The organism is Psychrobacter sp. PP-21, assembly GCF_033790785.1.
Lineage (GTDB): Bacteria > Pseudomonadota > Gammaproteobacteria > Pseudomonadales > Moraxellaceae > Psychrobacter.
This window is the reverse complement of the sequence record NZ_JAMYEB010000004.1, coordinates 44354-57502: the sequence shown is the minus strand read 5'-3', so window position 1 is coordinate 57502 and position 13149 is coordinate 44354. Positions and strand designations below refer to the sequence as shown.

Genomic DNA, 13149 nt, shown 5'->3' with positions numbered 1-13149 from the left:
GCTTGATAAACAACCAGTTTGCTGAAAAAACTGGCTTACTGAATAAACCGAGTTATTGAACAAACTGGGTCGGCAAGAAGAATGTACGCGCATCTGACTGCTGACGTAGCTCGATAAGCAACGTTTGCATATCTTCAGCAGGATCTTGATTGTTGATTAGATTATCAAACAGCTCATTGGCAACGGTAGTCATCGCGACCACGCTTTGCAGCAAGTGCTCAATGATATCATTATCAATACCGACGGCTTCAACGTCGATAGCGTTTTTGTAGCGTATCTCTCCATCATTGATATCCATCTCTAAATTACCGATCAGCATGTCATAATTGATCTGGGTAATGAGTAGTAGTGCCGCATTTTGGTGACTCTCTGGTATCAAAAATGGCAAGATACCATAAACAGCCAGCAGCTTATTTTTTTCTTGTACACGAAACAGATAACCACAGTTGACCTGTTTGTGGCGCATTCTCAAGGATAAGTGATGTGATTGCTGGCTATCATTCGTCTTGGGTCGATAATGCGTATAGTGCCATTGCTTATCGCTGAAATATTGTTTTAAGCAGTCGACAATGGGCGTGTCACTGGGGCGCTGTGTTTCTGCTACTGAATGATCAGGCTTTAGACGAGAGGAGTTTATTTGCTCACGGACTTGGCTGGCATCTGGTTCAGAGGTAGCGGCAGAGGAGTTATTATCAGTAGTCTCAGAACTACGGTCAATGACATTAGTGGATATACCAGTTTTATCGTTAGCAGTGTTAGCATGGTGGTCAGCGTTACTATCAGCGAGTGATAAATCTGCTTGCTCACCTGTACCATCGATGACCGACTGCGGCGCGGATGCAGTCAGTAACCGTTTGATTTTTTGCCACAGGCTGAGTTTGTTGCGTTGACTCATAATAGTATGCTGACAAGTAAGTGAAGTTAAAATAGCAAACAAGCAAAAGGACAGCTTAATCTTGGTTCAGCGCGAGTCCTTCTTTAATAGTAGGCTGCGCATAAAATGCTTCTAGCATGTCACGTAGATGAGCGGTAAACCAAGGCGCATCAATAGCATCGTTGACGATAGGCAGTAGCGAAGCACTACATTGACGCATCGCATCGTCATCAATGTGCAGACCCGCAGCGATAGTTGCCATCGTGTCAGACTGATGATTGGCATACCATGTGTCGATACTTGCTGACACCAAGCTGTGCAAATACGGTGATACTCTGAGACGGTTGTAGCTTTGCTGAATACTGGCTTCGATATGATCAATACTACTATCGCCAGGCTCATCGCTTAGATAGGTTTGCAGCTCGCTGATCGGTTGATCTTTGATACGATCCCAGCCCATGACCATCAGACGCGCCACTTCTTTATTTGATAAGTGTTCTTGTGCATTAACTTCGGCTTTTCGTGTCAAATCTTTAATATTACGATGCAAGTACGTTTGCAGTTTTTCATCGAGGTTTCTATTGGTTGCCTTCTCAAAAGAGCTGCGTCCAAGCTTCATTAATTTACCGACGCCGCCTGCTTTATCAAGTGTGGTATCCATAAAGTCATTGATAGCATGATAGAGCGTTTGGGTCAGTAGGTCTGCAAAGGTTTCGTTGCCGACTAGCGTATGAATCAATACGTTACGCTGCTGTTCATGGCTACCGATGTAATTAGCAAGGGTTTCAACCTGTACATCATCGACCAATTCAGACAAAGGCACATTGTCATTGACTGGGTGATAAATGAAGGTGTGCAAAATATCACGTATATCTTTGCGCATTACCTCAGTCATCGGCTGATTTAATAAACAGTCCTTCATCACATGCTGTAAATGCTCGCATTTAATATATTTGCTCAAGGGCTGCGCCCCAAACCATTGCCACGCCTCCATCGCTAGAGGTTCAGCCTGCTGATGCAGCCATTGCTGTATAAAATCAATCTGAGCATCAATCAAGCTATCTACTGTTAAACGGCTGGTTGATGAGGCAGTAGTCGTTTCGTTTTGGCTATCTGGTAAAGTCTGCATAGGTTTCAAGGTCATATTTTGAGATCGTATTTTTTGAGGTTGTACTTTTTAAAGTCAGAGTAATCGACAATTTGTTATACTGTGTGTTTGTGGTGGTCATAGGGTATTATGCCACGAACATTACCTTTGTTTGTGAGGAATGTTGCCTGCTACTTGATAAATAACCAGAGGTTTTGATGACGGTTTTGGATACGCCTTTACTTACACTTGACGAGCTGACGGTTCAGCGCGGTGAGATACCGCTGTGTGAAGGGGTCTCATTGTATCTATCTACCGGTAGTATCTGTCATCTTATTGGGGCAAATGGTACGGGAAAAACAACGTTGCTCATGCAGTTAGCAGGATTGTTGCCAGTTCTGGTAGGTGGAGTTGCTTATCAGAATCAATCGAGCTTGCCTATCCAGCCTCTTTATGTCTCGCATCAGTTGGGTATTCATCCTAATCTAACCGTCGCGCAAAATCTGACGTTCTTACTGAACTTGTATGGTATCAGCCCAAGCGCATCCGATATTGATGATGCGCTCACTTGGGTAGGTCTACAAGGGTTTGAGACGATCAGCTCAAGTCATCTGTCTGCGGGACAAACGCGGCGTATCACGCTGGCACGCTTATATTTATTAACCCCTGATGTGACGCCATTATGGCTGCTTGATGAGCCTTTTACAGCGCTGGATGTGGATATGGTGGCGGGAATGGAGGCGCGGCTATGTGACTTTGCACAGGCTGGCGGGTCGATACTCATGACCAGTCATCAGACGGTCGGTGTGGCCAATCAGGTACTCGATTTGTCAGATTATATGGTCTAAATGGGACTGCTAGCAGTACTATCAGTATAGGTAAAAGGACGAATAATGACAGACAGTCCAACGCAAGCAAACTCAGCTGCAGTGGCAAGCAAAAAACCAGTGAGTATCGCCACCACACCGCGTGGGATTGGGTTTGGTCAGCTGTGGCGCCGTGAATGGCAAGTCAAGCAGCAAGGGGCGGTGCAATGGTTGTATCCGCTAGTTCTGTTTTTAGTGATTATAACTTTATTTCCGTTAGCGGTGGGTAGTGAGCCTGCGCTGTTACAGCGCCTTGGTGTATCGGCAGTCTGGATCGCAGCGTTATTGTCATTGGTCATGGGTGTTGATGGCTTGTTTAAGCCTGCGCTTGATAATGGTACGCTTGCGCAATTGGTCGTCGCCAAAGCGTCACTACCGTTATGGGTGCTGATACGTCTGGTTATTCACTGGATATTTAGTAGTGGTATTGTGGCGGTGCTGAGTTTGCTTGCGGTGCCTTTGTTTCAGCTGAGCTGGTTTGAGGCATGGGTGTTGATGGCTTCCATCGTGACAGGCAGTCCGATGCTGTTGATGCTATCAGCGGTCGCCAGTAGCCTGACACTATCACTAAAGAATGGCGCAGTGTTGGTGCCTTTGATTGCGTTGCCTATGCAGTTACCCGTATTAATTTTTGCGACAGGCGCGGTCGACTTATTTGCCACGGGACTTAACGGTTTGCCCATATTAGCACTACTATTGGCAGGGAGTATTGTCTCAGTTTTGGTTATGCCTTGGGTGATTGCAACAACCCTCAAAATGTCATGGCTCAATTAACTAGAATGTCCAAAACCCCGCAGTCCAAATCCAGCATATTAACATCGTGTTGAAAACGGGCAGTTTTGCTATAATAGTCTATTGAATACGTACACAGATCTTTGTAGATTCTATCCAGTGTTTAACGCCAGCAGGTGAGCCAATAGGAGTGCTTTTTTGCACTATATCGGTCAAAACCAGTAAGCTGTGTAATAGGTTTATTCTCATGCCCAACCTGAATAACGTTTCATCCCCTAGCTTGTGGCAGCGCATTTGGCAGGGTTTCTTGACCACTGTAGGCACCAAGCAGTTTTTTCGTATTTTTGGCCCTTGGGTCAAATGGCTTGCGATATTAGCCAGTATCTGTTTGCTCATTGGTAGTGTATGGGGCCTTGCTTTTGCGCCGCCTGATTATCTTCAGGGTAATAGCTACCGCATTATCTTTATCCATGTACCAGCGGCCAGTCTTGCTATCTCTATTTATTTTTCTCTTGCAGTTCTAGGAGTGATTTATTTGGTATGGAAGATTAAGACTGCCAGCTTAGTCGCGCAGGCGCTTGCTCCAATGGGGTTTTTGCTATGCGTTATTAGCTTACTCACAGGTTCCATTTGGGCAAAGCCGACATGGGGCACCTATTGGGTATGGGATGCGCGCCTCACGTCAATGCTCATATTAGCGTTTCTATACGCGGGCGTCATGGCGCTGTTTGCTGCTTTTGAACATACCGCCAATCGTGGTAAAGCAGCCGCAATACTATCCATCGTAGGCGCAGTGAATCTGCCTATTATCAAGTACTCAGTAGAGTGGTGGAACACCTTACATCAAGGAGCGACCTTTAGTTTGACGGCAGCACCTAAAATGTCGGCAGATATGTGGATGCCGCTACTACTAATGATTATAGGCAGCTATTTGCTGGTCGCGACATTAGCGATTTATCGTACCAATACGCTGATTTTAAACCGTGATCAAGGCAAGGCATGGGTCAAAGAATACATTCGTAGTCAACACAAGTAACGGTTAGGAATATACTATGCAGCCCTACTTTTATAGCATATCTGAGTTCATTGCCATGGGTAAGCATGGGGTTTTTGTATGGACATGCTGGGCGATTACCGTCGGTGTAATATTGGCTTTTATCATCTACAGTCGTAGACAACGCCAAGCGCTCATCAAACAGCTCACTATCCAACAAGCACGCCAGGCACAACGTACTACCAAAACACAAACACCTGCTACCAAAAATTTTGAATAAAAGAGTTCTGAATAAAAAGGACTCTGAATAAAAAATTATTTTAATATCATGGTTTTATCGTAAGATGCCGTATCCTTACACTGACAAAAATATGACTTTATAGGCAATGATGAGGCTTATTGATTTGTCTGAAAAATGCTACCATATAGCGATTAGAAGAGTACGATTAGAAAGACATTTTCAGAACGTTTTTCTAATGGTAGTTTCTTCAAATTTTTCTGTTTGATAGACGGATTATGGTTTATAAAACAGTGACTCGTTAATGGGGTAGTGGTATGAATGCAGTTCGTCGGAAAAAACTGACATGGGTTATGTTTACGCTGGCAGGTGCGGCCGTAGCAGTTATGTTGGTTATCTATGCTATCGGGCAGCAAACTGACTACTACTTTGATGCGACCGCTATTGCTCAAGGTGAAGCGCCTCAAGACAAACGTATTCGTGCTGGTGGTATGGTGGTTGCAGGTAGTGTGCAGCGCGCAGCGGATAATCCTCTAAATGTCGAGTTTGCGATCACTGATTTTCAATCGACAGTACCCGTGACTTATCAAGGTATTTTGCCAGATTTGTTTGCTGAAAACTCAGGCGTGGTCGCCACTGGCAAAATGCAAGGCGAAACCTTTGTGGCAGGGGAAGTATTGGCTAAGCATGACGAAAACTACATGCCACCAGAAGTTGCCAAGTCTATGAAAGAAAACAATCGTAGCGGGGCAGTGCCTTCTTCTGAGCAATACAATCCTGCTGTAAAAATTCACGAGACTGACACGCTACAACAGTAGTGGCTGTATGCATTCAAGCTATAGAGTATTTAAAATATAAAAAAAGCCACCGATGATCGGTGGCTTTTTTGTTCTACATTTAACCAATTAACGTATTACTCGCTGTATTAGTCATCCCATACAGGAGTATAATCAGGATGCTCAATTTTGCGACCGTCAGAGCTTGCAAGCTTACCAATTTTTTCTAGCTCGTCTGCACTCAGCTCTACCTTGGTAGCATCTAAATTACCTTGTAAGTGATCAGGATTCGAGGTTTTTGGGATAGCAACGCGGTGCTTGTCTGATAGTATCCATGCCAACGATATTTGCGCTGGTGTTACATCGTGGTTGTCAGCAATCTCTTTGATAATATCGTTGTCAAACACATCGCCACGCGCTAATGGTGAGTAGGCTTCTAGCAAGATATGGTGATTATTCAAAAAGGTTTGTAGTGTGTTTTGCTTAATGAACGGATGAAACTCTACTTGGTTCACTACGATAGGCACATCAGCATGTTTTTTGGCTTCAATAATATTGGCAATATTAAAGTTCGAGACACCGATGTGACGTGTCAAACCCTGCTTTTGTAACTCGCACAACGCAGGAATAGTTTCAGACAATGGTACGCGGTCGTCAGGCCAGTGTAGTAGCAATAGATCGACATAGTCTACGCCCAGATTTTCTAATGATTTTTGCGCAGCAGCCTTTAGCTTCTCTGGCTCAAACTTCATATCGTCAGGAAAAATCTTGGTAGTCAAAAAGAATTTATCGCGAGCCACCCCTGATTGTTTGATACCTTCACCTACTTCTTTTTCATTGTTGTAAGCTTGGGCGGTATCGATATGCTCGTAACCCATCTGTAGGCCTTTTTTGACCACATCGATACAGTCTTGTCCTGTTGACTGCCACGTGCCCAATCCTAGAACGGGAATGTTTGCTTGTCCAGCGGTACGAATATTATAGCTTTTAGCACTCATATTATTATCCTTGTTCTATTTGTAGTTTCTATTGTTATTGATTAATTTCGATATAATGACTGATAGTAAGGCAATCGGTATTATTTGATAGGCTTAGTTAAAGCGATAAAAAGTTTGTTCGATCATCATTTCTAAAAGGTCGATATTTACTTGTCGATGCCTCACTAATCAGTCTCGTCTACTATAAGAAAAACGCGCACAAAGTGGAAGGTCGAGTGACGCAACCCTACAAAGGGCAAACAGGCTGTAACGTGACTTTTAACAATCAGATGTGTCCATACAAGTTATACAATAGTAAAAAAGCTTAATAGTTATTGTCATAAAAAAACGTCCATCACTATCAAGTGACGGACGTTCATAATCATAAATATACTTAAGCACTTAAAGCTCAGGTACTCAAAGCCTAAATACTTACGATTTGGATATGCAGTCTAAGTCTTACTGAGCAGCAGCTTCTGGAGCATCAGCGCTTTCAGTTTCGGCAGTGCCCATATGCGCGCTGTGGTCAGTACCCCAGATTTTTGGGTACTTGTAGCCAGGGAACGTTTCGTGAGCGTACTTTTTGAAAGCTTCTGAGTTATAAGCATTGGTAACATCCTCAACCCATTTCTTGCCAGTATCAGCAGATTTGATTGCTGACCAGTTGACATAAGCAAAGCTTGGCTCTTGGAATAGTGCTTCAGTCAACTCGATACCAGAGTCAGTAGCATAGTTGCCGTTGATTACTGCAAAGTCTACTTCGTCACGTGCACGTGGCAGCTGGGCTGCTTCTAGCTCAACGATTTCGATATCGTATTTGCTGTTGTCAGCGATATCTGCTTTTGATGCAGTCAGCGGATCGATATCATCTTTGAGTGTAATCCAGCCAAGATCATCCATCATGACCAACGCACGAGCAAAGTTACTTGGATCGTTAGGCGCAGAAACACTCATGCCTTTGAATGCAGCATCAAGGCTATCTTTTTTACCAGAGTAGATGCCAAGTGGTGCAGTTGGAACTTGGAACACTTCGACAAGATCAAGATTGTTCTCTGTCTTGAAAGTATCAAGGTATGGCTTGTGCTGGAAGATGTTGATATCCAAATCGCCTTCAGCCAATGCAAGGTTAGGACGCACATAGTCAGTAAATGCAATTAGCTCAACTTCATAACCTTGTGCTTCAAGTGTACCTTTCACTTGGTTACGAACCATATCAGCAAAATCGCCTTCAGTGGTACCGATAACGATTTTGGTATGTTCAGGATCAATATCGCTAGCGGCAGTTTCAGCAGTTGACCCTTCGGTAACTGGTTCTTTGGTCGCTTCTGGCGCTGATGAATTGCTGCAACCAACCAAGACCAAACCTGATACACCAACAGCGGCAAATGCGCTGGCCAACTGACGGCTGATATCTGTTAATTTCATAATACGTCCTTAATAATGAATGGGATTAAATAAAATGTTTATTGTCTAAACATTAAAAAAGCAACATTATAAATAGTAATGCTGCTTTTTATGAGCGCTGAGATAGGATTGAGTGTTGCCAAAAATAAACCTAGTCGCTCGTAATGTCAAGTATTCTCTAAAGCGGTTTAACGTTTGTCCAAACGATTGGCAAGCCAGTTACCAGAGGCTTGAATTGATATGACCATGATCGATAGTACAATCACAATAAAAATCATGACTTCGGTTTGATAGCGATAATAGCCATAACGAATGGCCAAGTCACCCAAACCACCGCCGCCGATCATACCTGCCGCCGCCGAATAAGACAGCAAGCTGATACAAAGAATAGTCACTGACAGTACCAAGCCTGAGCGTGCTTCATTGAGCAATACTTTGATAATAGTAAAAGGCCTGGCGCCCATCGACTCAGTGGCTTCAATGATACCGCGCGGCACTTCACGTAGGTTTTGCTCGACCAAGCGCGCAAAATAAAACGATCCTGCAATTGCCAGTACCAATGATGCCGCAATAGGACCAATACCTGTGCCAACGATAGCCTTGGTAAACGGACTCATCGCAATCATCAAAATTACAAATGGGAAGGCACGCATAAAGTTGGTGATACCACCAAGTACACCGTACAGTGTCTTGTTTTGCAAAAACTGTCGATCACTAGACAAAAACAAGAATACGCCAAACAGTCCACCGATGATAATGGCTACCGTGGTCGAGATACCAAGCATGATAAAGGTATCAACGAACGCGCTCATAATCTCTTTGCGTAGAACAAGCAACTTGTCTATAGAGGCGGATAATTCAGTATCAGTTAACATATCTATTTCTCCTGCCTCATTAGTCCTCAACGACTAAACCTTTGCCAATTGGGGTGGTTGCCTGAATCAGACCATCTTGTACATCGGCTACTTCTAACAACTGACCTTGATGCAATAATGCGGCACGATCGCAAAGTCGGCGTATCACACTCATCTCATGAGTTACGATAACGATAGTCACACCAAGTTGCTCATTGATATCGCGCAAACAGGTGAGTAGACTGCGAGTCGTTGCAGGATCTAGTGCACTGGTTGGCTCATCGGCCAATAGTACTTTTGGGCTTGGGGCAATTGCACGGGCAATACCGACACGTTGTTTTTGTCCACCTGATAGTTGAGCGGGGTAATGACCTGCTCGATCAGTCAAATCTACGATTTCAAGACAGTCCATAACGCGCTTGTGAATATCACGGCTAGGATAGCCTGACACTCTCAAATTAAATGCGACATTGTCAAAGACAGTATGATTAGACATCAAATTGAACTGCTGAAAAATCATACCAATATTATGACGGGCGATACGCAGTTCACTAGCAGATAGCGTGGTTAGGTCAGTACCGTCTATCACGACTTGACCTGAGTCTGGACGTTCAAGCATATTGATGAGACGCAATAAGGTCGATTTGCCTGCACCTGAATAACCCATTAGACCAAAGATTTCGCCTTGCTTGATCGTTAGAGACGTCGGCTCAACAGCAGTAAACCAATGTGGTTTGCCGTCTTTGTCTTTGATTGATCGGTCGCTTAAAAAACTTTTGGTCACATCGTTTAAGACAATCATGTCGTTCATGGAGGGCTCAAAATTTAATAAATTTTTTGTGATTATTATGCGTCGTTATGGCTCTATCGATATGCGAGGAGCCTAACTAAAACAACGACAGTCAATAACCGTATAATAAGGGGCGGTAATATAGCATATTATCTGGCACTTTGGATATGCACATCCGCGTCCAGCTTATGATGAATAGCTATTAAGGATAGGGCGTTTGGAAGGTAGAAGGGGCGGTAATACAACGAAAGTCGTTATACTCTTAATATAAGTGATCAATCATGCTGATGATAATGAGGATCGTGTTTGACAGGTATAGCAACCAAGAACCGAGTATGACCATTTAGCGTATCGGTAGTGATGCGACCTTGATGTGCGGTGACAATTTGTGAAACCAGCGATAAACCTAAGCCAGAACCTTTGTTCTTCTGCTGTAAGCGTACGAATGGGCTAAACACTTCTTCGCGTTTCTCTTCAGGGATACCTGTCCCTTCATCAATCACTGCCAGTACTGCATATTTAGGTTTCGGGCGTACAGGTTCAGCCTTTGCCTTTTTCATATGCTTGGCAAAAAGTCCTTCTTTGCGCGGCGGCGCTGATATGTCATTGCTGTTTTTAGTATTAGTTTTAGCGCTGTCTTTACTGGCGTTTTTAGTGTTAGCTGTTTCATTGAGCATATTTTCAGTGTTCTGCTGACGGTGACTCTCGAGAGTGTCTTTGCTAATGAATGTTTTGTTATCTGTAGACTGGACTGTACCATTAGGAATAGGGTGGTCAGTATTTTTAGTAGTTGCTTCGGAGTCAGAGTCAGGAACAGCTTTCCACATTACTTTTTTGACTCTATCAGTCAACTCATTGGTGAAGCTATGGTAGTTCGCAAGTAATGACGAGTCATTAGCCGATTTTGGCATACCTAAATGGTTTACTGAGCCTCTACTAGTATCAGTATTATCTTCTGTCAGAGTAGTATCTGTACTATCGCTAGTCGTTGTATTGGTGTCTATATGAGTATCTATGTCTTCACTAACGGGCACATTTTCACCGTTCATATATATCGGCGGTGCTGGTAACTTATCTATGAGGTCGACTGATTCAGGTTTATCAGTATCGTTTCGCTCATAATTATCATAGCCATCATGTTCACTTGGATTATTTTGATGGTTCGCAGTGACATCAGTCTGATTGTCATAAGAATCAAATTCCAAGCTATTATAATCAGTGAAACTGTTGGCGAGTACCGTTTGCAACAGATAATCAGGGACTACTCCAGCGTCTTCGATAGTTTGAACCCCATAAAGAAGCACAGTGACAGGCGGCTTGCCATGCAGCATAGCATTGGTCAATAGATTACGGATGAGGTGAGTCAACATTGATGATTGACCATCAATCATAATGTGCTCACCAATCAAGGTCGCTTCAGGATAGTGTTGACGCTCTTGATTGACAAGGTCATATAAGTCTAAATCTTCAATCTGTTGCAAGGCATGGCCCGCATCTAGACGACTGACCAATAAGATACTCTCTACCAAGTCATTGAGCCCCGATAAGTCTCGAGTGATGGCATGAGCGCGCTTATCAAATTTGGCTTTGGTATCAGTTGGCAACGCACCAGCTAACATGTCCATCATTTCGATCTGTAAGCGAATACGCGTGATGGGTGTACGTAACTCATGGGAGGCATGTGCCAGTAACAAGTTATTGGCATCGACAAGATGCTCAATTTTTTGCGCTGCTTGGTTGAAGCCTCGTGCGAGTGAAGCGATTTCATCATTACCCCGAGCATTCACGCGAACCGTAAAATCGCCATCACCCAGTTGAGTCATCTGCTGGCTCAACTGATCGATGCGCCAGGTCATGGTACGGGCTATGAGCCAGAGAACACCTGCCATAATGATGAGCAGCAATAGAGTACCAGTAAACAGATTTAGTGCAGCAGACAACACAGGTTTTTTGGGTGGCAAACGTGATTCATACAGTAGCGTATAGCCCGTACTACTATATACTTGCGCCTGTTTGGTAGGCGGAGTATCTGCGAACGAAGGGAAAACACGTGAAAACAAAGAAGGCGTAGGCGGTAATTCTAGTGGTAAGTCACTGTTGTCAGTCTGCATGAGCATCCGACCTTCACTGTCGTACAAGCCCATTTTTGCTTGAAGAGACTCATCAAAAATATCAAAGCTTTTTTTGACAACAGCGAGCATGAACCGCGACTGTAGACGGTTGTCTTTACTAATAGAGATATTTAATTCATGTAAAAATGGATCGATTTGTCCTAAGATCTGCGTCGCTAATATCTCCGACCGTATACCTGCATCTTTGTCATGGACCAATTGGGTCAACAACACCATCGCTACGGCAAACAAAGTAAGTGCCAGCATGACGCTGGCAAATAACTTGGCAAATACGGAACGAAAACCCAATTGCTGCATTAAACAATCTCTACTATCGGACGCTGATGTGGACTGGTACGTCTGAGCTTAACAAGTTGCTGATTGATCCACTGTATTAGATTAAACTTGATCAGTAGCAAATTGATAGCCAACGCCGCGTACCGTGATGATGCGTTTTGGTTGACGCGGATTGTCTTCAATCAGAGCGCGCAGACGCGAGATATGAACGTCAATAGCACGGTCGATATTGTCTGAGCTGTCATCATTTGGCATTGCCTGCCATAGCTGCTCGCGATTTAATACCTTGCCAGAGTGAGTGGAAAAATAATGCAGCAGTTGGAACTGATGCGTTGTCAGACGTACAGGCTCATCATCGATAGTCACTTCATGGCTATCAGGGAACACACTTAAACGACCAAAAGTTAGGCTATCTGACTGGCTGTCTGCCTGATTTGGCTGTTCGTGACGACGAATGACAGCACGAATACGAGCGAGAAGCTCGCGTGGCTCAAAAGGCTTGGCGATATAATCATCAGCACCCATCTCCAGACCTAGTACACGGTCAGTGGTATCACCTTTCGCAGTTAGCATGATGATAGGTACTTTGTTGGTCATATTGTTTTTGTTGCCACGGATTTTTTGGCACACTTGCATACCATCCATATCAGGCAGCATCAAGTCCAGTACGACCAAATCAATATCACGCTCTTTGGTATCTAATAGATCGAGACCTTCTTGACCAAGACCAGCATGATGTACGTCATAGTAGTTCATGGTCAAATAGTCACTGATCAGCTCTGCTAAATCTGGATCGTCTTCAATCAATAAAATCTGCTTGCTCATGGGATATCCTCTAGTTGTTGTTATGATCTGCTAAAACTCTAATATGCGCTAATTGCTTAATTATAGTAATTGCTCTAATGACTTTTGCTTTAAAGTAGTTAAATCATCAATACAATTAAACAGACAAAATAATTAAACAGGCGAGCCTCTAAGTTTTCAAATGTCTAAAAGACTGAGCCATCATGTAAAGGCTATCTAAAATTAAAGGCTATCTAAAATACTCGGTTAACGCTATATAAGGTACGTCATAGTGCCTAATTATGCTGTTACAAAACAAGAGAGGCTTTGTTAATGTTTCTACATAATGTAACTGACGCGATAAGC

The 13149-nt window shown here is 43.6% G+C and carries 13 protein-coding genes; 5 read left to right on the top strand and 8 right to left on the bottom strand.

Features of this window, described 5'->3' with window-relative positions:
- Positions 1 to 52 precede the first annotated feature (52 nt).
- The gene (locus NJD71_RS05415; protein WP_319050926.1) at positions 53 to 895 is read right to left on the bottom strand and encodes a YbjN domain-containing protein; all 843 of its coding nucleotides are present in this window, start codon (positions 893 to 895) and stop codon (positions 53 to 55) included.
- A gap of 55 nt (positions 896 to 950) precedes the next feature.
- The gene (locus NJD71_RS05410; RefSeq protein WP_319050925.1) at positions 951 to 2018 is read right to left on the bottom strand and encodes a hypothetical protein; all 1068 of its coding nucleotides are present in this window, start codon (positions 2016 to 2018) and stop codon (positions 951 to 953) included.
- Between the two features lie 161 nt (positions 2019 to 2179).
- Between NJD71_RS05410 and ccmA the strand changes: the two genes are divergently transcribed.
- The 5 genes from ccmA to ccmE all read left to right on the top strand — a co-directional run bounded on the left by ccmA (position 2180) and on the right by ccmE (position 5609).
- Positions 2180 to 2809 carry a heme ABC exporter ATP-binding protein CcmA gene (gene ccmA / locus NJD71_RS05405; protein WP_319050924.1) on the top strand — a complete coding sequence of 210 codons (630 nt, stop codon included), beginning with the start codon at positions 2180 to 2182 and terminating at the stop codon, positions 2807 to 2809.
- Positions 2810 to 2854: 45 nt separating this feature from the next.
- Positions 2855 to 3601: a heme exporter protein CcmB gene (locus NJD71_RS05400; protein WP_319050923.1), complete on the top strand. Its 747-nt coding sequence runs from the start codon at positions 2855 to 2857 to the stop codon at positions 3599 to 3601.
- Between the two features lie 205 nt (positions 3602 to 3806).
- Complete coding sequence (gene ccmC / locus NJD71_RS05395) at positions 3807 to 4595, top strand: heme ABC transporter permease CcmC (protein ID WP_319050922.1); 789 nt, start codon at positions 3807 to 3809, stop codon at positions 4593 to 4595.
- Between the two features lie 16 nt (positions 4596 to 4611).
- Positions 4612 to 4833, top strand: a complete 222-nt coding sequence (gene ccmD, locus NJD71_RS05390) for a heme exporter protein CcmD (RefSeq protein WP_319050921.1) — start codon at positions 4612 to 4614, stop codon at positions 4831 to 4833.
- 275 nt (positions 4834 to 5108) lie between these two features.
- Positions 5109 to 5609: a cytochrome c maturation protein CcmE gene (ccmE, locus tag NJD71_RS05385; protein ID WP_319050920.1), complete on the top strand. Its 501-nt coding sequence runs from the start codon at positions 5109 to 5111 to the stop codon at positions 5607 to 5609.
- A 107-nt stretch (positions 5610 to 5716) separates the two neighbouring features.
- Here ccmE and NJD71_RS05380 read toward each other — a convergent pair whose 3' ends face one another.
- From NJD71_RS05380 to NJD71_RS05355, 6 genes are all read right to left on the bottom strand, one after another.
- The gene (locus NJD71_RS05380) at positions 5717 to 6565 is read right to left on the bottom strand and encodes an aldo/keto reductase (RefSeq protein ID WP_319050919.1); all 849 of its coding nucleotides are present in this window, start codon (positions 6563 to 6565) and stop codon (positions 5717 to 5719) included.
- Between the two features lie 438 nt (positions 6566 to 7003).
- Entirely contained in the window at positions 7004 to 7969 is a 966-nt protein-coding gene (locus NJD71_RS05375) for a MetQ/NlpA family ABC transporter substrate-binding protein (protein ID WP_319050918.1), read from the bottom strand.
- 167 nt (positions 7970 to 8136) lie between these two features.
- The gene (locus NJD71_RS05370) at positions 8137 to 8823 is read right to left on the bottom strand and encodes a methionine ABC transporter permease (protein WP_319050917.1); all 687 of its coding nucleotides are present in this window, start codon (positions 8821 to 8823) and stop codon (positions 8137 to 8139) included.
- Positions 8824 to 8842: 19 nt separating this feature from the next.
- Positions 8843 to 9613, bottom strand: a complete 771-nt coding sequence (locus tag NJD71_RS05365; protein WP_319050916.1) for a methionine ABC transporter ATP-binding protein — start codon at positions 9611 to 9613, stop codon at positions 8843 to 8845.
- Between the two features lie 254 nt (positions 9614 to 9867).
- Entirely contained in the window at positions 9868 to 12021 is a 2154-nt protein-coding gene (locus tag NJD71_RS05360) for a sensor histidine kinase (protein WP_319050915.1), read from the bottom strand.
- A gap of 81 nt (positions 12022 to 12102) precedes the next feature.
- Positions 12103 to 12825 (bottom strand): response regulator transcription factor, encoded by a 723-nt coding sequence (locus NJD71_RS05355; RefSeq protein WP_319050914.1) that lies wholly within the window; start codon positions 12823 to 12825, stop codon positions 12103 to 12105.
- Positions 12826 to 13149 lie beyond the last annotated feature (324 nt).